This window comes from Microbacterium sp. NPDC091676, from assembly GCF_044756645.1.
GTDB classification, from domain to species: Bacteria; Actinomycetota; Actinomycetes; order Actinomycetales; family Microbacteriaceae; genus Microbacterium; species Microbacterium paraoxydans_D.
In genome coordinates this window covers 1068656-1088660 of record NZ_JBIVTI010000001.1, presented here as the reverse complement: position 1 = coordinate 1088660, position 20005 = coordinate 1068656, and the positions used below count along the sequence as shown (strand labels likewise).

General features: G+C 72.9%; 16 protein-coding genes. 7 read left to right on the top strand and 9 right to left on the bottom strand.

Annotation, left to right across the window (positions count from 1 at the left end; all coding sequences use genetic code 11):
- Positions 1–4: 4 nt before the first annotated feature.
- The 3 genes from ACIQID_RS05405 to ACIQID_RS05395 are packed head-to-tail and all read right to left on the bottom strand — an operon-like array spanning position 5 to position 2912.
- Positions 5–1126 carry an Mrp/NBP35 family ATP-binding protein gene (locus tag ACIQID_RS05405; protein WP_400282662.1) on the bottom strand — a complete coding sequence of 374 codons (1122 nt, stop codon included), beginning with the start codon at positions 1124–1126 and terminating at the stop codon, positions 5–7.
- On the bottom strand, positions 1123–1644 hold the full coding sequence (locus ACIQID_RS05400) for a DUF1003 domain-containing protein (protein WP_312673182.1): 522 nt from the start codon (positions 1642–1644) through the stop codon (positions 1123–1125). Before ACIQID_RS05400 ends, ACIQID_RS05405 begins: the two co-directional genes overlap by 4 nt.
- The gene (locus tag ACIQID_RS05395; protein WP_136050643.1) at positions 1644–2912 is read right to left on the bottom strand and encodes a magnesium transporter MgtE N-terminal domain-containing protein; all 1269 of its coding nucleotides are present in this window, start codon (positions 2910–2912) and stop codon (positions 1644–1646) included. The genes ACIQID_RS05400 and ACIQID_RS05395 overlap by 1 nt, the downstream gene beginning before the upstream one ends.
- An 87-nt stretch (positions 2913–2999) precedes the next feature.
- On the opposite strand from ACIQID_RS05395, the gene ACIQID_RS05390 reads away from it, so the two are divergent.
- Both ACIQID_RS05390 and ACIQID_RS05385 read left to right on the top strand, forming a co-directional pair.
- Entirely contained in the window at positions 3000–3746 is a 747-nt protein-coding gene (locus tag ACIQID_RS05390; RefSeq protein ID WP_312673181.1) for a general stress protein, read from the top strand.
- A complete protein-coding gene (locus tag ACIQID_RS05385) occupies positions 3743–4420 on the top strand; it encodes an alpha/beta family hydrolase (protein ID WP_396654616.1) in 678 nt (225 codons plus the stop codon). The genes ACIQID_RS05390 and ACIQID_RS05385 overlap by 4 nt, the downstream gene beginning before the upstream one ends.
- Before the next feature lie 29 nt (positions 4421–4449).
- On the opposite strand, the gene ACIQID_RS05380 is transcribed toward ACIQID_RS05385, so the two are convergent.
- Entirely contained in the window at positions 4450–5871 is a 1422-nt protein-coding gene (locus ACIQID_RS05380) for an aminopeptidase P family protein (RefSeq protein WP_400282657.1), read from the bottom strand.
- A gap of 35 nt (positions 5872–5906) precedes the next feature.
- Positions 5907–6929 (bottom strand): endonuclease/exonuclease/phosphatase family protein, encoded by a 1023-nt coding sequence (locus tag ACIQID_RS05375; RefSeq protein WP_312673179.1) that lies wholly within the window; start codon positions 6927–6929, stop codon positions 5907–5909.
- 114 nt (positions 6930–7043) lie between these two features.
- Here ACIQID_RS05375 and ACIQID_RS05370 point away from each other — a divergent pair, with 114 nt between their 5' ends.
- Both ACIQID_RS05370 and ACIQID_RS05365 read left to right on the top strand, forming a co-directional pair.
- Positions 7044–7907 carry a PHP domain-containing protein gene (locus ACIQID_RS05370; RefSeq protein ID WP_400282654.1) on the top strand — a complete coding sequence of 288 codons (864 nt, stop codon included), beginning with the start codon at positions 7044–7046 and terminating at the stop codon, positions 7905–7907.
- A gap of 62 nt (positions 7908–7969) precedes the next feature.
- Positions 7970–8878, top strand: coding sequence for a DUF817 domain-containing protein (locus tag ACIQID_RS05365; protein WP_400282652.1), 909 nt, complete (start codon positions 7970–7972; stop codon positions 8876–8878).
- A 6-nt stretch (positions 8879–8884) separates the two neighbouring features.
- Here the strand turns inward: ACIQID_RS05365 and ACIQID_RS05360 are convergent, their stop codons facing one another.
- Positions 8885–10405 (bottom strand): DEAD/DEAH box helicase, encoded by a 1521-nt coding sequence (locus tag ACIQID_RS05360; RefSeq protein ID WP_400282649.1) that lies wholly within the window; start codon positions 10403–10405, stop codon positions 8885–8887.
- Positions 10406–10598: 193 nt separating this feature from the next.
- Here ACIQID_RS05360 and ACIQID_RS05355 point away from each other — a divergent pair, with 193 nt between their 5' ends.
- Positions 10599–11312 carry a ferritin-like fold-containing protein gene (locus tag ACIQID_RS05355; protein ID WP_312673174.1) on the top strand — a complete coding sequence of 238 codons (714 nt, stop codon included), beginning with the start codon at positions 10599–10601 and terminating at the stop codon, positions 11310–11312.
- Between the two features lies 1 nt (position 11313).
- Here ACIQID_RS05355 and ACIQID_RS05350 read toward each other — a convergent pair whose 3' ends face one another.
- The gene (locus ACIQID_RS05350; protein WP_312673173.1) at positions 11314–11601 is read right to left on the bottom strand and encodes a hypothetical protein; all 288 of its coding nucleotides are present in this window, start codon (positions 11599–11601) and stop codon (positions 11314–11316) included.
- A gap of 7 nt (positions 11602–11608) precedes the next feature.
- The gene (locus ACIQID_RS05345) at positions 11609–11833 is read right to left on the bottom strand and encodes a DUF3107 domain-containing protein (RefSeq protein ID WP_025102974.1); all 225 of its coding nucleotides are present in this window, start codon (positions 11831–11833) and stop codon (positions 11609–11611) included.
- Positions 11834–11984: 151 nt separating this feature from the next.
- On the opposite strand from ACIQID_RS05345, the gene ACIQID_RS05340 reads away from it, so the two are divergent.
- Together ACIQID_RS05340 and ACIQID_RS05335 are read left to right on the top strand one after the other, a co-directional pair.
- On the top strand, positions 11985–15194 hold the full coding sequence (locus tag ACIQID_RS05340) for an ATP-dependent helicase (RefSeq protein ID WP_400282644.1): 3210 nt from the start codon (positions 11985–11987) through the stop codon (positions 15192–15194).
- A complete protein-coding gene (locus ACIQID_RS05335; RefSeq protein ID WP_400282641.1) occupies positions 15191–18676 on the top strand; it encodes a UvrD-helicase domain-containing protein in 3486 nt (1161 codons plus the stop codon). The genes ACIQID_RS05340 and ACIQID_RS05335 overlap by 4 nt, the downstream gene beginning before the upstream one ends.
- Here ACIQID_RS05335 and ACIQID_RS05330 read toward each other — a convergent pair.
- Positions 18622–19968: a hypothetical protein gene (locus ACIQID_RS05330; RefSeq protein WP_400282638.1), complete on the bottom strand. Its 1347-nt coding sequence runs from the start codon at positions 19966–19968 to the stop codon at positions 18622–18624. The two genes, ACIQID_RS05335 and ACIQID_RS05330, sit on opposite strands and share 55 nt — an antisense overlap.
- Positions 19969–20005 lie beyond the last annotated feature (37 nt).

The following is a 20005-nucleotide window of genomic DNA, read 5'->3' as shown; positions in this document are numbered from 1 at the left end:
GCACTCATCCGATCGACATCGGCAGCGAGCGGCCGGCGAGGCCACGGCCCCGTCGGGCGAGGCCGGCGGCCATCGTGCGGATCGCCTGCGCGGCGGCGTCGTCCGGCGCAGAGGTGACGACCGGGACGCCCTCGTCCCCGCCCTGACGGAGCGCCGGACTGAGCGGGATGGAGGCCAGCAGCGGCACCGGCGCGTCGGGTTCGGACAGGGCCTCCGCGACCGCCGCGCCGCCGCCCGCACCGAACAGGTCGACCACGGTGCCGTCGGGGAGGGTGTACGCGGACATGTTCTCGATCACGCCGATCACGCGCTGACCGGTCTGGCGCGCCACGAGTCCGCTGCGGATGGCCACATCGGAGGCCGCCGCCTGGGGCGTGGTGACCACGAGCACCTCGGCGTGGGGGAGGAGCTGCCCGATCGAGATGGCGATGTCCCCGGTACCCGGCGGCATGTCGATGAGCAGGACGTCGAGGTCGCCGAAGAAGACGTCGGTGAGGAACTGCGAGACGGTGCGGTGCAGCATCGGTCCGCGCCAGGCCACCACGGACTCCCCGTCGCGCAGGAACATCCCGATCGAGATGGTCTTCACCCCGTGGGCCACCGGCGGCAGCATGAGGTCGTCGATGCGCGTCGGCTGCGTGCCGGCGGGGATGCCGAGCAGCCCCGGGATCGAGAAGCCGTGCACGTCCGCATCCACCAGGCCGACGGCGAGCCCCTGGTCGGCGAGGGCGACCGCGAGGTTCGCGGTGACCGTCGACTTGCCGACGCCGCCCTTGCCGCTGGAGACGAGGATCACGCGGGTGAGGGAATCGGGCCCGAAGGGCATGTGCCGCGGCGGTCGACCGGCGCGGAGCCGCTCGGTGAGCGCCTTGCGCTCGGCCGGGGTCATCACGCCCACCTCGACCTCGACGTCCGTGACCCCGGGAACCGCGGCCGCGGCACCGCGCACGTCGCGCTCGATGCGGTCGGCGGCGGGGCACCCGACGATCGTCAGCACGATGCCCACACGCGCCACCCCGTCCTCGACCGAGATGTCGCGCACCATGTCGAGGTCGCCGATCGGCCGCCGCAGCTCCGGATCGGTCACCGCCGCCACCGCGGCCCTGACGTTCTCGGCCGCGGTCATGAGGCGATGCCGCCCGCGGGCTTCTCCTCGGCGTCGCCCAGCTCGGCCAGCAGGGCACGGAGCTCCTGCCGCAGCACGTCGCGGGTGACCACCTGCGCGTTGCGCTCCTCCAGCGACATCCGCAGCGCGACGATCTCGCGGGCGAGGTACTCGGTGTCCGCGAGGTTCCGCTCGGCGCGCTGCCGGTCCTGCTCGATCTGCACGCGGTCGCGGTCGTCCTGGCGGTTCTGCGCGAGGAGGATGAGCGGCGCGGCGTACGAGGCCTGCAGCGACAGCATCAGGGTGAGCGCGGTGAAGCCGAGTGCGGCGTCGTCGAAGCGCACCTCGTGCGGCATCAGCGTGTTCCAGCCGATCCAGAGGATGCAGAAGAGACTGAGGATGACGAGGAACGCCGGGGTGCCCATCGCGCGGGCGACCCACTCCGTGAAGCGACCGAAGCGGTCGCGCGAGGTCGACCGGGGGCGGGTGCTCGTCCGTCCCGGCGCGTCGAGGCGGGCGGCCCGCTCCTTGCGTGCCATCAGCGCGCCTCCGTCACGGGCGGGGCGACGTCGTCGCTGTCGTGCGTGCGCCAGTCGTCCGGCAGCAGGTAGTCGAGCACGTCGTCGATGCTGATCGCGCCGACGAGGCGGTGGGCCGCGTCGATCACGGGCAGCGAGACGAGGTCGTAGCTGGCGAGCATGCGGGCGACCTCGGCCGCGGAGGCGGTGACGGGCACCGGTTCGAGGCTGTCGTCGAGGATGGCGCCGAGCCGCTCGTGCGGCGGGTAGCGCAGCATCCGCTGGAAGTGCACGAGCCCGAGGAGGCGGCCCGTCGGCGTCTCGAACGGCGGGAGCGTCACGAACACGGCCGCGGCGAGGGCCGGGTGCAGCTCATGACGGCGGATGAGCGCGAGCGCCTCCGCGACCGTGGCGTCGGCGGACAGGATGATCGGCTCCGGAGTCATCAGACCGCCGGCCGTGTCGGGGCCGTAGCGCAGCAGCATCCGCACGTCCTCGGCGCGCTCCGGCTCCATCCGCTGGAGCAGCTGCTCCAGCTGGGTCGGCGGGAGCTGGGCGAGGAGGTCGGCGGCGTCGTCCGGTTCCATCTGATCGAGGATGTCGGCCGCGCGCTCCTCGCCGAGGCGGTCGAGGATGTGCACCTGCTCGTCCTCCGGCATCTCCTCGAGGGCGTCGGCGAGGCGGTCGTCGGAGAGCTCCTCCGCGACCTCGATCATCCGCTGCTGCGGGAGGTCGAGGAGCGTGTTAGCGAGGTCCGCGGCGTGCAGCTCGGAGTAGGAGGCGACGAGCTGCTCGGCGGACTGCGACTCGCCCGGCGCCTGCTCCTCGGTGACCTCGCTCCAGGCGGCGAACGTCGTCGGGCCCTTGGCGAACGGCGACGCCCCGGTCTTCGGCCGGCGCAGGAAGAGCTGGCTGATCGCCCACTCGCCGAGCCGGTTGGGCTCGATGGCCACGTCCTCGATGACGGCGGTGCCGCTGCCGTCGGTCAGGCTCACGCGTCGGCCCAGCATCTCGGCGAGGACGCGCACCTCGCCCGCGCGCGGGGAGAAGCGGCGCACGTTGATGAGGCCCGTGGTGATGACCTGACCGGACCGGATCGACGTGACCCGGCCGATCGAGAGGAACACGTGGCGGCGGCCGGGGATCTCCACGACCAGTCCGATCACTCGCGGGGCCGCGGTACTTCGATACACGACGACGACATCCCGGACCTTGCCGAGCCGGTCGCCGACGGGATCGAAGACGGCGCACCCTGCCAGGCGCGCGGCGAAAACCCGTTGTGTGCTCACCCGACCAGCGTAGCCCGCGGCGTGCCGGCCCGGCGGTCGCGGCGGTCGCTCGGCCGGCGGCGGGGCGCGACGTGGAAGAATAGCCGGATGAGCATGCTGAATCGCCCCGCGAGCGGCACGGACACCGGTGAGATCGTCGCCTCCATGCGCGACTACGAGAGCGCGCAGAAGGCGGTGTCGAAGCTGATCGCCGGAGAGGTGCCCGCGCGCGACATCGCGATCGTCGGGCAGAGTGTGCGGACGGTCGAACGGGTGACCGGACGACTCGGCTACGCCGCCGCCGCGCGGTCGGGAGCGATCAACGGCGTGCTCATCGGCCTCTTCCTGTCGGCGATCCTCGTCCTCGGCAACCCCGAGGTGCCGATCCAGCTGTTCGTCGGCTTCGTCCTCATCGGCGTCGCGGTGGGCATGCTGCTGAGCCTCATCACCTACGCGATCGTGCGTCGTCGTCGGGACTTCGCGAGCGTGACGCAGTTCGCCGCGGACCACTACGAGGTGACCGTGCAGCCCGGATCGCTGGCGAAGGCGCGGCAGGTCCTCGGTGCGCAGCGGGTCGCGCCGGTGCGCCCTCCGGTGAACCTGGACGAGCCGCCGAAGTACGGCGAGCGGATCCCGACCGGTGCTCCCGCTCCGGCCCCTGAGCCTGCTCCCGCTCCGGAGCCCACTCCCGAGCCTGCGCCCGCTCCTGAGCCTGCCCCCGCTCCCGAGCCTGCTCCCGCTCCGGAGCCCGCTCCGGCACCCGCTCCCGCTCCGGAGCCTGCTCCGGCTCCCGAGCCCGGTGTTCCGCCGCGGCCCGCCGACCCGGAGACCGGCACCCCCGGATCCGTGCGGTGACGACGGAGCCCACGGCCCTCCGCATCGAGGTCGCGCTGCCCGCCGGCGCGACCACGGTGTCCGCCGAGTGGATGCAGGGCTCCCGCGACGACGTCGTCCTGATCGCCCATGGGGCCGGCGCAGGGAAGGATCACCCCTTCCTCGTCGGCTTCGACCACGCCCTCGCCGGGCTCGGCTTCTCGACGCTGCGCTTCAGCTTCCCGTACGCCGAGCAGGGGCGGCGGATGCCCGGTCCCGCCGCGCACGCCGTCGCGACGTGGGAGGCCGCGGTCGCCGAGGCGCGCGTGCGGGCACCACGGGCCGCGGTGTGGGCGACCGGGAAGTCCTACGGCGGGCGCATGGCGTCCCTGGCCGTCGCGGAGGGCCTGGCCGTGGACGGTCTCGTCTACCTCGGCTACCCGCTCCATCCGCCGGGGCGCCCGGACAAGCCGCGGATCGCTCATCTGCCCGCCATCGCCGTCCCGCAGCTGTTCGTGGAGGGCACGGCGGACCCGTTCATCCAGCCGATCGCGCAGCTCGAGGAAGCCGTCGCGTCGTGTCAGGACGCACGGGTGCACTGGGTCGAGGGCGGCGGCCACTCCTTCGAGGTGAAGGGCCGGCGGCGGCCACCCGCGGAGGTCGGCGCGGATCTCGCGCCCGTGGTCGAGGCCTTCGTCAGCGCGCGACGGGGCTGAGCGGGGCCGCCGCCCCGCTCCCGCCGTCGTCAGCCCTGCAGACGGGCCATCCACGCCTCGACCTCGTCGGCCGTGCGCGGGATGTCACCGGACAGGTTGACCGGGCCGTCCTCGGTCATCAGGATGTCGTCCTCGATGCGGACGCCGATCCCGCGCAGCTCCGCGGGAACCGTGAGGTCGTCGATCTGGAAGTACAGTCCCGGTTCGATCGTGAAGACCATGCCCGGCGCGAGGATGCCGTCGTAGTACATCTCGCGGCGTGCCTGCGCGCAGTCGTGCACGTCGATCCCGAGGTGATGCGACGTGCCGTGCACCATGTAGCGGCGGTGCTGGCCGCCCTTGTCCGCATCCAGGGCTTCCTCGGCGGTGACCGGGAGCAGCCCCCACTCCGCCGTCCGAGCCGCGATGACGGTCATGGCCGCCGCGTGCACGTCGCGGAAGCGGACGCCGACCTTCGCCGCCGCGAAGGCCGCGTCGGCGGCCTCCCGCACGGTCTCGTAGACGCGGCGCTGCACGTCCGTGAACGTCCCGGACACCGGCAGCGTGCGGGTGATGTCGGCGGTGTAGAGGCTGTCCGCCTCGACGCCCGCGTCGACGAGGATGAGGTCGCCGGGGACGACCGTGCCGTCGTTGCGCGTCCAGTGCAGGTAGCAGGCGTGCGGTCCGGACGCGGCGATCGTGTCGTAGCCCTCGCCGTTGCCGTCCTCGCGGGCGCGGCGATGGAAGACGCCCTCGACCACGCGCTCGCCGCGGGCATGCGCGACGGCGGCGGGGAGCTCGCGGATGATGTCGTCGAATCCCTGTGCCGTGATCTCCACGGCGCGGCGCATCTCCGCGATCTCGAAGTCGTCCTTGATGAGGCGCAGCTCGGAGACGAAGCGGGTGAGGGCTTCGTCCTCCTCGAGCACGAGCTCCCCGTCGACCGGGGCGAACTCGTGCAGGTGCGCCGTGGCCACCTGCAGATCGGCGGCGACGCCGGCCAGCGACGGGCGCGGCCCGATCCAGAACTCGCCCACCGTGGCGTCGGCGTAGAACTCGGTCGTCGTGCGGTCGGCGCGCTCGCGGAAGTACAGGGTGATGTCGTGGCCGTCAGCCGTCGGCTCGAAGACGAGCACCGAGTCCGGCTCCGCGTCGGACGCCCAGCCCGTGAGGTGCGCGAAGGCGGAGTGCGCGCGGAAGACGTAGTCCGTGTCGTTGCTGCGCTGCTTCAGCGAGCCGGCCGGGATCACGAGCCGCTTGCCGGGGAACGCGGCCGAGACGGCGGCGCGGCGGCGCTGGGCGTACGGAGCCTGGGGGCGCGGGGTGGGCAGCGTCTCCGGACGCTCGGCCCACCCGGTGGAGATGGTGTCGAGGAAGCCCTGCGGGAAGGGCTGCTTGCGATTGGTCGAGCTGTTCTCGACGGGGGCTTCGACGGTCTCGTCGGCGATCGTGTCGTTTTCACCGGTGCTCATCCGTCCAGTCTCTCACCTGGACGTCCGGAGGGTGGTCAGCCGGCGGGCTCGAGCTGCACGATGAGGGCGCGGTGGTCGCTTCCGCCGGCGTCCTCCAGAACGGCGGACCCCGTGGGGCGCCAGTTGGCGGACGCCATCACGTGGTCGATGGGGGCGCCGGCGAGGGCAGGGAAAGAGCTCGGCCAGGTGCCGGACATCCCGTTGCCGGTCCGCGAGGCGACGTCACGGCAATACCCGATGTCGCCGCCGTCGATGCCGAGGGAGGCCATGTGGTCCACGGTCGCGTTGAAGTCACCGGCGAGGATGAAGTCGCCCGCGGGGCACTGGTCGGCGATCCACTGCAGATCGCTCTGCCACTGCTGCATCTCCTCCATGCGCGGCGCGACGGCGTGCACGGCCACGATCGTCGGACCGTCCCCGTCGATGGGCATGAGGACGGCGCTCGGCACCGATCCGGTGTTGTTGCTGCCGTCCTTGGAGGATTCGATGACGGAGTACTCGCCGAGCTCCGGAGCCACGAGCACGGTGGTCTGCCAGGACTGCGGGCCGTCCTCCACATCCGGGCGGAACTGCACGTGGTGCACCCACATCGGATGCCCCTGCTCGCGCAGCATGAGCGCGATCCGCTCGCCGACCTCCTCGGTGGTCTCGGGCAGCGCCACGACGTCGGCTTCCTGCTCCAGGATCTCCTGGGCGATCTGCTCGGCCGACACGGCCTCACCGGCCGTGTTCCAGGTGAGCACCCGCAGGCTCGTGTCGGTCCGGTCGGGGAGGGTGGCCACGCCGAATCCCCGCGTCGCCCCGATCACGCCCGTGGCGGCGGCACCGAGCAGGGCGACGATCAGGACGGACGCCGCGAAGCCGCGCAGCGGTCGGGCGAGCAGGAGCAGCAGCGCCAGCACCGCGATGACCAGGAAGCCGCCGAGGACGAGGCCGCGGGCGGCGACGAGCTGAGCGAACGGATAGGTCTGCTCGAGGCGGAAGAACTGCGGCCACACGACGATCGCCGTCGCGATCGCGAACAGGACGGTCAGCAGGATCCCCAGGAGTCGAAACATCCCGTCCAGCCTAGAAGCGCCGCCTGTGAAGTCCCTGCCTCGTGACCGGCCCGTCGCCGCGATCGGGGTCCCGGAATCCGCGCCGCGGGCGTCGGCGCTCGGTACGCTCGGAGGATGCCCGTTCCGCCCGCCGGTCCCGCCGACCTGCACCTGCACTCCAACCACTCCGACGGCACCGAATCGCCGGCCGAGGTCATGAGGCAGGCGCATCGGCACGGCGTGCGGACCGCCGCGCTCACGGACCACGACCGCACCACCGGCTGGACGGAGGCCGGGGACGCCGCGGTCGCCCTCGGCATGACCTTCCTCCCCGGGATGGAGCTCTCCGCCAAGCACGAATGGCGCAGCGTGCACGTGCTCGGGTACCTCTTCGATCCGGAGGATGCGGCGCTGCGGGCCGAGACCGACCGGATCCGGAACGACCGGATCGGACGTGCGGAGCGCATCGTCCGCAACATCGGCCGCGACTACGACCTGCACTGGGACGACGTCCTCGCCCAGACGACGCTCGACGCGACGGTCGGCCGCCCTCACATCGCCGACGCGCTGGTGGCGCGCGGCATCGTGCGAGATCGGGGCGAGGCCTTCGACGGCATCCTCCACCCGCGGGAGGGGTACTACGAGCCGCACTACGCCCCGGACCCGCTGACCGCCGTGCGACTGATCACCCAGGCGGGAGGTGTGGCGATCATCGCCCATCCGGTCACGGCCGGCCGGGACCGGATGATGCCGATTCCGTACATCGAGCGGCTCATCGACGCGGGACTGTCCGGGTTCGAGGTGGACCACCGGGAGAACACTGCGGCCGGCAGACGGTTGCTGCGCGAGCTGGCGGCCCGGCACGACCTCATCGTCACCGGGTCCAGCGACTACCACGGCACCGGAAAGCCGAACGTGCCGGGGGAGAACACCACGGCGGAGGACATGGTCGCCCGGATCATCGACCGCGCCACGGGCACCCCGCCGCGGCGCCCCTGAGCCCGGCGGACTGTCGGCGGTCTCCCGGCGTTCTGTCGATCCCGACCGCTACGGTCCGAGGCATGCAACGTGCCACCTCCCTGGAGCGCCGCGTCGACGCGACCGCTCGCCGAATGCTCCGTGCGGTGCCGACCTCGGGCTTCCGCGCCGGGCTCGCCGAGTTCGTCGTGTTCGTGCTGAAGCAGGCGTGGGCGTGCGTGTTCGGGGCGGCTCTCCTGGTGGTGATCATCGCAGCCCGGCTCTGGTATCCCGACGAGGCGGCGCTCGCCCGCAACGACGCCCTGACGATCGCGGCCGTCCTGATCCAGGTGGCGATGCTCGTGTTCCGTCTCGAGAGCGGACGGGAGCTCTGGGTGATCGTGCTCTTCCACATCACCGGCACCGCGATGGAGCTGTTCAAGACCGATGTCGGCTCCTGGGCGTATGCCGCGGACGGCATCCTGCGCATCGGCGGCGTCCCGCTGTTCAGCGGCTTCATGTACGCGGCGGTCGGCTCCTACATGGTGCGGGTGTACCGCCTGTTCGACCTCGGGTTCACCCGCTACCCGCGGCGGTGGATGACGGCCGTGCTGGCGGCCGCCATCTACGTCAACTTCTTCACCCACCACTGGTGGTGGGACGCGCGGTGGGTGCTCCTCGCGGCCGTGGTGGTGCTGTGGCTGCCCACGGTCCTGCACGCCCGCGTGTGGCGCCGCACGATCCGGCTGCCGCTCCTGGTCGTGTTCGCCGGCGTCGCGGTGTTCATCTACCTCGCCGAGAACATCGGCACATGGGCGGGCGCCTGGGCCTACCCGGATCAGGCGGCGGGGTGGCAGCCGGTGTCGCTGAGCAAGCTGAGCTCCTGGTTCCTCCTGATGATCATCTCCGTCGTGCTCGTCGCCTGGGTCTACCCGCCGCAGGTCCCGGCCGCGCTCCTGCACGACGAAGGGCGCCGCACGGAAGACCGTGCGGCGCCCCTCGGACGACGATGATGCGGATCAGGCGCCCGTGACGGGTGCCGCTCCGGTGCCGGAGCCGCCGCGACGACGACGGCGGCGACGCGCGGGAGCGGGCTTGCCGTCGTGGTGTTCCTTGCCGGCGCCGTCGTGCGTGCCGGCGCCCTCGGCGCCGCGGTCGGCGGCCTGCGCGGTCGAGCCCTCGGCGGACCCTCGCTCGGCCGCCCCTTCGGCGAAGGTCGAGCCGACGGGCGTGGAACCCGTGCGGCGGCGGCGACGGCGGCGCGTGCCGCCCTCCGCGGTGCCTTCGGCGGCGGCATCCGCGGCGCGCTCCGGACGACGGGTGCGCTCGGTCTTGACCGCCTCCTTCTTCGGCGCGCTCACGAGCCGGCCCTTCGTCCCCTCGGGGATGTCGAGGTCGGTGTAGAGGTGCGGGCTCGAGGAGTAGGTCTCGATGGGCTCGGGCTGGCCGAACTCGAGGGCACGGTTGATGAGGGCCCACTTGTGCAGGTCCTCCCAGTCGACGAAGGTGACGGCGATGCCGGTCTTCCCCGCGCGGCCGGTGCGTCCGGCGCGGTGCAGGTACGTCTTCTCCTCGTCGGGGATCGTGTGGTTGATGACGTGCGTGACGTCATCAACGTCGATGCCGCGCGCGGCGACATCGGTCGCCACGAGCACGTCCTTCTTGCCGGCCTTGAACGCGGCCATGGAGCGCTCGCGCTGGTCCTGACCCATGTCGCCGTGCACGCCGCCCACGTTGAAGCCGCGGTCGGTGAGCTCGTCGACGAGTCGCTGCGCCGCACGCTTCGTCCGCGTGAAGATCACGGTCTTGCCGCGCCCTTCGGCCTGCAGGATGCGGGCGATGACCTCGTCCTTGTCGAGCGAGTGCGCGCGGTAGACGAGGTGCTTGATGTTCGCCTGCGTCAGGCCCTCGTCGGGGTCGTTCGCGCGGATGTGGATGGGGTTGGTCATGAACCGCCGCGCGAGCGCGACGATCGGACCGGGCATGGTCGCCGAGAAGAGCTGGGTGTGCCGCACCGCCGGCACCTTCTGGAAGATCTTCTCGATGTCGGCGAGGAAGCCGAGGTCGAGCATCTTGTCGGCCTCGTCGAGCACGACCTCGGCCGCGTTCGAGAGGTCGAGCAGGCGCTGGCCGGCGAGGTCGATGAGACGACCCGGCGTGCCGACGACGATCTGCGCGCCGGCCTTGAGCTGGTCGATCTGTCCCTCGTAGGCCTTGCCGCCGTAGATGGCGACGACGCTCGTGGAGCGGTTGCTCGTGAGGAGGTCGATGTCCTCGTAGACCTGCACCGCGAGCTCGCGGGTGGGGACGACGATGAGGGCCTTGACGCCCGGCTCCGGGTCCTTGCCGAGGCGCTGCACGACCGGGATGCCGAAGCCGAAGGTCTTGCCGGTTCCGGTCTTGGCCTGTCCGATGATGTCCTGGCCGGGGAGGCCGAGGGGGATGGTCTGCTCCTGGATCGGGAAGGCATCGACGATGCCCTTCGCTGCCAGTGCGTCGACGATGTCCTGGTCGATGCCGAGTTCGGCGAAACTTGTCACTGTGTTCAGATGCCTGTCCGGCGACCTCGCGATCGCCTCGTAAACGGAGCCACGCCGTCTCGTGTGCCACAGGCGCGGGGCCCCGCTCCGACGGCGGGGACACGCCCAGCCTACCGGAGGGGCGGCGCGGGGCAGGGAGGAAGCCGCGTCCCGAGTATTGTGAACGACGTGGCCGACTCGGGAGGAACACCTCGTGGTTAAGTGGTTCTGGCAGCGCGATGCCGCGCCGCGACGCACCCTGGCGCTGCGCAGCCGCGGCGAGCAGAGCGATGCGACCCGTGTCGACTTCGCGGAGCTGGCGCCCGAGCTCAACCGCTTCCTCGGCCAGGCGGCCTACCTCCAGCTCGGCTACTTCGAGACGCTGACGCGGCTCATCCGGGCGACTCCGGAGCTCGCCGAGAAAGAGTCGCTGTCGCGGGCCGCCGGTGCCGCGCTCACCAAGCATCGCGGCATCGTCGATCTCATCGCGGCGCGCGGAGAGGACCCGACACAGCTCATGCTGCCCTTCCGCGAGCACCTGGACGCGTTCCGGCGCAAGACGATCGGGGCGCGGCCGCGCGAGACGCTCTTGGCGGTCTACATCACGGCGGGCATGCTCGACGACTTCTACCTCGCACTGGCGTCGAGCTACGGCGAGACGGGCCGCCGGGTCGCCGAGATCCTGCGCGAGGACGACGCGCGCCACGAGATCGTCGCGATCATCCAGGAGACCATCGAGAGCGATGAGGAGTGGCGCTCACTGCTCTCCATGTGGGCACGACGTCTCGTGGGCGACACGATCCTCGTCTGCCGTGCGGCCCTGCGGCCGGAGCTCCTCGCCGTGGAGGAGGCGCGCATCGAGCCCGTGTACACCGAGCTCATGGGAGCGCACGCCCGTCGCATGGATGCGATGGGGCTCGCGTCGTAGGTCAGATCCCGAGGGCGGCCTTCGTCTGCGCGTCACCGCGTCGACGGGCGGCGGTGAGAGCCGCGGTCGCCAGCGCCGCGACGACCACCGCTCCGAGGATGCTCGCGAGCCACAGCCAGACGCTTTCCTCGCCCACGCCGGCCCATTGCAGGCTCGTGTAGACGATCGCCGAGACGGCCGTCGCGATCGCCGGGGCGAGGGCGACGCCCCGCAGCTCGCGACCGCCGATCAGGAAGTGCGCGGCGATGCCGAGCACGCACGCGCCGACGAGGGCGAGGAGGATGTACATGCGCGGGTCAGGCGACGAAGCCCACGCGACGCGACTCCTCGGTGCCCAGCTCGATGTAGGCGAGGTTCGCGGTCGGCACGATGTAGGAGTTGCCCTTCACATCGGCGAAGCTCAGGTGCGAGGCGCTCTGCTCGAGTGCCGCGGAGACCTGGGTGCGGACCTCGTCCGCCGTGGCAGCGGTGTCGAAGCTCAGCTCGCGGCCGGTGTTGATGATGCCGATGCGGATTTCCACGGGTGCTCCTTGCAGGTCGTCGGACTCGCCCAACTCTATCGCGCGGCCGGCGGCGGAGACCGGTGACGGCGGTCGTTTCGCCCTGAGCGCACAACCGGTGACGGGCCTCGCCCTCGACGCCGATGTCCGCGCCTCCCGATAGCGTGGAGGGATGATGTCGGATGCCGCCCAGCGAGCCGTGATCACGGCGCCGCCGACCGCGTCCGGCGTCGTGATCGGCGCCCCCGGCACCGGCAAGACGCGCACGCTCGTCGACCGGGTCGTGCAGCTCCTCGAGGTCGAGGGACTGCGGCCGGAGGAGGTGCTGGCGCTCACCCCGAGCCGGCAGGCAGCCACCGCGCTGCGGGACCGCATCGGCGTGCGCATCGGCCAGGCGACGCCGGGACCACTGGCCCGATCGCTCGGGTCGTTCGCGTTCCAGCTGGTGCGCGGCGCGATGGTCCGGGAGGGGGCCGCGCCTCCGGCGCTGCTCACCGGCGCCGACCAGGATCGCCTGATCGCCGAGCTGCTAGCGGGCGACGCCGAAGACGGCCGGATCCCCTGGCCCCCGGCGCTCAGCGAACCCGTCCGCGCGTCGAAGGGCTTCCGCTCCGGGCTCCGCGCCTTCCTCGCGGAGTGCACGGAGCTGGGGGCGAGCCCGGCGGAACTGCGTGCCACCGGCGATGCGGTCTGGACGGCGGCCGCCGACTTCGTGGAGGAGTATCGCACCGTGCTCGACGCCCTGCGGTCCGCCCACCGCGACGCCGCCGACCTCCTCGGTGAGGCGGCGGGGATCCTCCGCACGGCGGACGCCGCGACGCTCGGAGCGCTGGCACCGCTGCGCGTGGTGCTCATCGACGACGCCCAGGAGCTGACGCGCGGCGGGATCGGCGTGGTGCGGGCGCTCTTGGAGCGGGGCATCGCGGTGCAGGCGTTCGGCGATCCCGACATCTCCTCCGGTGCCTTCCGCGGCGCCAGCCCCGAGCTGTTCGCCCAGCTCGCCGGCGCACTCGGCACCGTGCACGTGCTCGACGGCGCCCATCGCCAGCGCCCGTTGCTGACCGCGCTGACGCGCACGGTGACGCAGGCGATCGGCGTGTCCGGACGGGTCGAGCACCGGCGGGCGCCGGCACCGGCGACGGGGGACGACGAGGCCGAGGTGTCGACCTTCCTCGCACCGTCGCCCTACGAGGAGTTCGACCGCATCGCCGGGGTCATGCGCGACTGGCATCTCCGCGCGGGGGTCCCGTGGGACCGGATGGCGGTCATCGCCCATGACACCCGTCAGGTGACGGCGCTGGAGACCGAGCTCGCCGCGCGCGAGATCCCGACGAGGGCCGCGGGGGTGCAGCGCCCGCTCGGCAGCGAGGGGATCGTGCGCGACATCGTCGGCATCGTGCGGCTCGCGTTGACCCCGGACGAGGAGCGCACGGTGCAGGCCTGGGAGGAGGCGCTGCGCACACCGTTCGGCGGCATGGACGCGATCGCGCTCCGCCGGCTGCGCGCGCGGCTCCGCCACCTCGAACTCGGGCAGGGCGGGTCGACGCCGGCGCGCGAGCTCCTGCGCGCGGCGATGTCGGCGCCGGCCACCCTCACGCTCATCGACGCACCGGAATCGCGGACCGCCGAGCGCTTCGCCGAGACCGTGGCGGGCGTCGCCCGTGCCGCGGCGGAGGGCGAGACGATCCATGACCTCCTCTGGCGCATCTGGGAGCAGGCCAGGGCCGTCGACGGGCGGCGGCTGCAGGTCGCGTGGCGGGAGATCTCACTGCTGCCCACCGGCGCCGAGACGGCGCGGTCGCTCGACGCCCTCGTGGCCCTCTTCGACGCGGCCAAGCGCTTCGTCGAGCGCACCCCGAACGAGCGCCCGGAGGTCTTCGTGCGCGACATCCTCGACAGCGAGGTGCCGGAGGACACGCTGTCGTCGCCTGAGCGCCCGGGAACGGTCACGCTGCTCACGCCGGCCACCGCGCTCGGCACGGAGTTCGACGCCGTGGTCGTCGCGGGGGTCCAGGACGGCGTCTGGCCCAACGTGCGGCTGCGGGGCGGGCTGCTCCAGACCTGGCGGCTCGCCGACGCGCTGATCGCGGCGCGCTCCGGCCTGCCGGTGGAGGTGCCCGGCGTCCTCGACCGGCGTCGCGCCGCGCTGCACGACGAGCTGCGCCTGTTCGTGCGGGCGATCTCCCGGGCCCGCCGTCGGCTGCTCATCACCGCCGTGGACGACGACGATCTCTCGCCCAGCGCCTTCTTCGGTTTCCTTCCGCCGCCGGAGCCGCCGGAGCGCCATGCCTCCGCGGAGCACCCGCTCACGCTGCGCGGGCTGGTCGCGCGGTACCGTCGGGTGCTCACCACGACGCCCGCCGAATCCGCGCGGCGCGAGGCGGCCGCCCAGCTCGCCGTCCTCGCCCGGGAGGGGGTGCCGGGGGCGCACCCGCACGAGTGGTACGGCGTCACGGCGCCGTCGACGGCGGCGCCGCTGCGCGATCTCGCCGCTGCCGGAGCGCGCGTGTCGCCCTCGGCCGTGGAGTCGTACGAGGAGTGCGGGCTCAACTGGGTCGTCTCGGCGCTCGGGGGCGACACCGTCCTGCCGCCGACGGCCGGTATCGGCACGATCGTCCACGAGGCGATGGAACGCGTGCCGGACGGCGACCTCGCGCGCATGCGGGAGATCGTCGAGGAGCACTGGCCGGAGCTCGACTTCGAGACGGCCTGGATCGGTCGCAAGGAGCGGCGCCGCGCCGACCTGTTCGTCGACCGGCTGCACAGCTACCTCGGCGAGGTGCGAAGAGACGGCGGGCGTGTCCTCGGCAGCGAGGTGGAGTTCCGGTTCGCCGTCGACGTGTCCGGCGAGACCGCCGAGCCGACCGTGCATCCGGTGGGCGAGGACCGCGGCCACCGCGCCATCGTGCACGGCTACATCGACCGGGTCGAGGCGTACCCGCCAGGGGCGGGCGAGCACGGCCCTGCCCGCGGCCGCGGCTGGCAGTCGATGGCCGGAGGGCCGGAGGGGACCACGGTGGTCGTCGACCTCAAGACCGGGAAGACCGATCCGGAGTCGGATGGCGGCGTGGTCGCTCACGCGCAGCTCGCGGCCTATCAGATCGCGGTGCAGGAGGGCCTCGTGCCGGGGGCCGCGCCCGGCTCGCTCGGCGGTGCGCGTCTCGTGATCGTCTCGAAGACCCTGGCCAAGAGCGACTACCGCATCGCCCACCAGCACGCGCTGGACGCCGAGGCCCGGTCGCAGTTCCTGCACCGGGTCGCGGAGGTCGCCCGCGGCATGTCGGCGGCGAGCTTCACGGCCCAGGTCGAGGCGCACTGCGCCGACACCCAGCGCCGGGTGCATCCGTGCCGTATCCACACCGTGCCGGCGGTGAGCGCATGACCGCAGGAACCCCGGACGCCGTGCTCTCGGCGACCGACATCGCCGCCGCGCTCGGACTCCCGACTCCGACGCCCGCCCAGCAGCAGGTGATCGAGGCCCCGCTCGAGCCCGCCCTCGTGGTCGCCGGGGCGGGCAGCGGCAAGACGGAGACCATGTCGGCCCGGGTGGTCTGGCTCGTCGCGAACGGGCTCGTCCGCCGGGACGAGGTCCTCGGCCTCACCTTCACCCGCAAGGCGGCGGGGGAGCTGGCGGAGCGCATCGGCGCCCGTCTCGCCGTCGTCGACGAGTACGGGCGGCGGGGCCTACTCCCGCATCTCCCGGAGATCGTCGCCGGAGAGGCGCTGCGCCGGGTGGCGGAGGCCGCGCCGGGGCGGCAGCGGGAGCTCGTGCGCGCTCACGTCCTCGACGACCTCGCCCGGCACTACGGCACGGGCGGGGAGTCCGCCGCGGTCCGCACCGCCGACGACCTCCTGATCCGCCCCCGCGTCTCGACCTACAACGCCTTCGCCGACGGCATCGTCCGCGAGCACGCCGCGCGCATCGGTCGGGACCCCGATGTGGCGATGCTCAGCCAGGCGGCGTCCTGGATGCTGGCGCGCGAGGTCGTGCTCCGCAGCGACCTCCCGGAGCTGGAAGAGGTCGACTACGCCCTGGGAACGGTGATCGACGCCGTGCAGCGGCTCGCCGGCGAGGCTCTCGACCATCGGGTCGACCTCGCCGAGGCGGAGCGTCTCGCCGCGGCGCAGGCCGTGGCGTTCGAGCCCTACCGCGCGCACGCCGACGTCGAGAAGGCGGCGGTCAACCTCCGGAGCCTGTCGACCCTGAGCCGGCTCGTCCGCGACTACATCGCCGAGAAGGACCGGCGCGGGGTGCTCGACTTCGCCGACCAGGTGTCCGGCGCGTACGACATCGTCGAATCGGCCCCGGACGTCCGCGCCGAGCTCCGCGAACAGCACCGCGTCGTGCTGCTGGACGAGTACCAGGACACCTCCGTGATCCAGACCCGCTTCCTCGCGGAGCTGTTCCGCGACACGGCCGTGATGGCCGTCGGCGATCCGCATCAGTCGATCTACGGCTGGCGCGGGGCCAGCGCCGACAACCTCTACGCGTTCCCCCGGTCCTTCTCGAGCACGGGCGACGTGCGCACCTACAGCCTCATGACGAGCTGGCGCAACGACCGGGGCATCCTCGACGTCGCCAACCGGGTCCTCGAGCCGCTCCAGCGTCCGGGACTCGACGTCCCGCCGCTGGAGCCGCGGCCGGGCGCGGGGGAGGGCACGGTCGCCGTGCGCTACCCGTTCACCGTCGATGACGAGGCCGCCGAGGTGGCGGCCTGGTTCGCCGAGCGTCGCGCCGCCCATGACGAGACCTCGACATCCCCGCACACCGGCGCGATCCTGTTCCGGTCCAAGCGCCACATGCAGACCTTCGCCGGCGCGCTCGCTGCGCGGGGGATTCCGCACCGCATCCTCGGACTGGGCGGACTCCTCGCCACGCCCGAGGTCGTCGACGTGGTCTCGACGCTACGGGTGGTGCACGATCCGACGGCCGGCTCGGCGCTGATCCGGCTCCTCACCGGCCCCCGCTTCGGGGTCGGGGTGGCGGATATGGCCGCGCTCTACGAGCTGGGACGGGCGATCGCGGAGCGCGACACCGCCCTCATGCCCCTCCCCGAGGAGGTGCGGGCGCGGCTGCGCTCCTCCCGTGGCGCCGACGAGGCCGTCTCCATCGTGGACGCGGTCGACATCGTGCGCGCGGTGCGCGACGACTATCGCCTGCTGGAGGGCATCACCCCGGAGGGGCGCGCCCGGATCCGGTCCGCGGGGGAGATGCTGGAACGCCTGCGTCGCGCATCGTCCCAGCCCATCCCGGAGCTCATCCGACTCATCGAGCTGGAGCTGCGGTTGGACATCGAGCTCGCCGCCAACGAGACCCGAGGACCTGCGCGGGTCGCGGCCACCCAGTTGCGGGCGTTCGCCGACGAGGTGCGGGCGTTCCTCGCCGCCGACGAACGCGGCACCATCGGCAGCCTGCTGGCCTGGCTCGACAAGGCGGAGAGCACCGACGAGCTCATGCCCCGTCCGGAGCCCCCGGAGGCCGGCGTCGTGCAGCTGCTCACGATCCACGGGTCGAAGGGCCTGGAGTGGGATGCCGTCGCCGTCGTGCGCCTCGTCGTCGACGAGCTGCCGGGGCGGGTGTCCGACACCTCCGGGTGGTTCGGGTTCGGCGTCGTGCCCTTCGCGCTGCGCGGAGACCGCGACGCGCTTCCGCGCTTCGTCTGGGATCCGGAGGAGGCGATGGAGGGCGAGACCGACCCCGCCAAGCGGCAGAAGCTCGCCCAGGCGTCGCTGTCGGGCGGCGCGACGAAGGCGAACCCGCACGGCGGCGCGCTCAAGCGGTTCAAGGACGCCTACCGGGAGTACCAGCGGCAGGAGGAGCGCCGTCTCGCCTACGTGGCGATCACCCGTGCGAAGAGCGATCTGCTGCTCAGCGGGGCGCACTGGGCGGGCCAGAAGGCGCCGCGCACACCGAGCCCCTACCTCGCGGAGGCCATCGACGTCCTCGGCCTCGACGAGATCCCGCCGGTCGATCCGGACGAGAACCCGTACGACGGCCCCGGCGCCACGCTGCACTGGCCGCTCGATCCGCTCGGGGGGCGGCGCGCCGTGGTGAGCGCCGCGGCCGCGATGGTCGACGAGGCCCTGGATGACGACGCGGTCGTGCCGACGGAGGAGCTGCGCCGGCTTCTGGACGAGCGCACGGCCCGCCAGCGCGGGACGGACGCGGAGGCCCCGACCCGCGTGCCCGCCTCCCGGTTCAAGGACTACGTCACCGACTACACCGGCACCCTGTCCTCGCTCGTGCGCCCGATGCCGGAGCGCCCGTACCGCCAGACCCGTCTGGGGACCCTGTTTCACGCGTGGGTGGAGCAGCGCTCCGAAATCGTCGGTGTCGGCACCCGGGTCGACGAGGCGCTCTGGGAGATCGACGAGGACGAGCCCGAGGGTGACGGTGCGCCCGGTGCGTCGGCATCGGGCGCCGCCGCCGACGCGGCTGACCTCGCGGCGCTGCAGGAGACCTTCGAGCGGAGCGAGTGGGGGCCGTTGCAGCCCCTCGCCGTGGAGATCGAGATCGACTTCGCGCTGGGAGCGGGGGTCCCGGGAGCGCGTCCCGAGGCCGGGGACGCCCACATCGTCATCTGCAAGCTCGACGCGGTGTACCGACGCGCCGATCGCGGCGGGCGGATCGAGATCGTCGACTGGAAGACCGGGCGGGCGCCGCGCACGCCGCAGGAGCGCGAGGAGCGGATGCTGCAGCTGGCCCTCTACCGGCTCGCGTACCACCGGCGCTTCGGCGTCCCGCTCGAGGAGATCGACGTGGCGCTGTACTACGTGGCCGACGACCTCGTCATCCGCGGCGACCGCGTCTACTCCGAGGAGGAGCTCTTCCAGCGCTGGAGCGCCGCCCGCGCCGCGCGCTGAGCCTCTTCGGAGTCGTCGTCGTCCGCTGCCGAGGGCGCGGTGAAGGCGGGGGACTCGCTTCGTCCGCCCCCTCGCGTCTCGGCGAACGCGTGTGCGACGCCGGAGAGGTCCTCGGTCTCGATGCTCGCCACCGCGGCACGGCGTTCCGCTTCGGGCGGCGTCGGCGCGTCCTCCGGCCCGCCCGCAGCCGCCGCGGTGGCCGGGGTGTCGCGATCGGCGTCGTCCGTCTCCGCCGCCCAGAGCTCTTCGGGGTTGTACGCGTCGGTCTGCATCGAGGTGTCCACCTCGGGAGCCGCCGCCACCGGCACGCGGTCGAGCGCGTCCATGGCGGAGTCCACGTCCGAGCGCCGCTCGCCGGGCGCACCGAGGTCGTCGTGGCGCAGTCCGTCGGCGAGAGCCTCGAGCAGCGCCGAGGCGTCCTCGACGATGTCGTCGCGCCGCAGCGCGTCGCCGTGGACGAGCCAGCGCGCGAACTCCAGCTCGGCGAGCAGACGCGCCCGGACCTCGAGTCCGGCATCGGGAGTGCGGTCCATGGCACGGGCGTAGGCGCCGTGAACGTCGGGCGCGGCGTCGGGGGCGGCCGACAGCCAGGACAGGTCGAGCGCCGGATCGCCGACGGCGAGACCGTGCCAGCCGATCACGCCGGTGACCTCAGGACCGCGCTCGGGATGATCGTCGAAGAGGAACGACGTGGCCTGCGCGCCACCGAGCACGACCGTCGACTCGAAGCGCCAGAGGTCGTCGTCGGCGACGGCATCCCGCCACCGCACCGTGAGGCGGGCGGGGACGCGTCCGGTGGCGGCCGCGGTGTCGACGAGACGCTCCAGCTCGGCGCGACTCTCCTCGGCGCTGCGCATCACGAGTCCGGCACCGCGGACCACCGACGTCGGCAGCGCGTGCACGGCGGCGATCGCGGCTCCCATGGACTCCGCGGCGCCGCGTCCGGCGGGGACCATCGACGCCTCGATCTGGAAGCCGGGGAGCAGCTCGGTCACGAGCGCGCGCCCTTCGCCCACCCGGGTCTCGCCGATGTAGCCGGGGGCGCGGAACGGCAGCATGGCACGCGCGCCGTCGGTGAGGGCGCGCAGCGCCAGGGCCTCAGCCGCCAGTTCCCGCGCCGCGTCGTCGTCGTCCGCCACGCGGATCGCGAGCTCCCGGCCGTCGGCGAGCGAGGCGACGGCGGAGTCGAAGCGCCCGTCGCCGTCCGCGGTGAGCGCCCGGGTGCCCGTGACCTCCGCGCCGGGAAGTGCGGCCGTCACCGCCGCGGCTAGAGTGAATGGAGAGCGTCCCATGCCCCCAGGGTAGGTCGGCTCAGGGGCGGTCCCGCCT

What these genes read in the sequence shown, in the direction of transcription:
- ACIQID_RS05330 (WP_400282638.1), bottom strand. Translation starts at nt 19,968, where the DNA reads ATGGGACGCTCTCCATTCACTCTAGCCGCGGCGGTGACGGCCGCACTT.
- ACIQID_RS05380 (WP_400282657.1), bottom strand. Translation starts at nt 5,871, where the DNA reads ATGAGCACCGGTGAAAACGACACGATCGCCGACGAGACCGTCGAAGCC.
- ACIQID_RS05350 (WP_312673173.1), bottom strand. Translation starts at nt 11,601, where the DNA reads ATGTACATCCTCCTCGCCCTCGTCGGCGCGTGCGTGCTCGGCATCGCC.
- ACIQID_RS05335 (WP_400282641.1), top strand. Translation starts at nt 15,191, where the DNA reads ATGACCGCAGGAACCCCGGACGCCGTGCTCTCGGCGACCGACATCGCC.
- ACIQID_RS05375 (WP_312673179.1), bottom strand. Translation starts at nt 6,929, where the DNA reads ATGTTTCGACTCCTGGGGATCCTGCTGACCGTCCTGTTCGCGATCGCG.
- ACIQID_RS05340 (WP_400282644.1), top strand. Translation starts at nt 11,985, where the DNA reads ATGATGTCGGATGCCGCCCAGCGAGCCGTGATCACGGCGCCGCCGACC.
- ACIQID_RS05405 (WP_400282662.1), bottom strand. Translation starts at nt 1,126, where the DNA reads ATGACCGCGGCCGAGAACGTCAGGGCCGCGGTGGCGGCGGTGACCGAT.
- ACIQID_RS05370 (WP_400282654.1), top strand. Translation starts at nt 7,044, where the DNA reads ATGCCCGTTCCGCCCGCCGGTCCCGCCGACCTGCACCTGCACTCCAAC.
- ACIQID_RS05400 (WP_312673182.1), bottom strand. Translation starts at nt 1,644, where the DNA reads ATGGCACGCAAGGAGCGGGCCGCCCGCCTCGACGCGCCGGGACGGACG.
- ACIQID_RS05365 (WP_400282652.1), top strand. Translation starts at nt 7,970, where the DNA reads ATGCAACGTGCCACCTCCCTGGAGCGCCGCGTCGACGCGACCGCTCGC.
- ACIQID_RS05390 (WP_312673181.1), top strand. Translation starts at nt 3,000, where the DNA reads ATGAGCATGCTGAATCGCCCCGCGAGCGGCACGGACACCGGTGAGATC.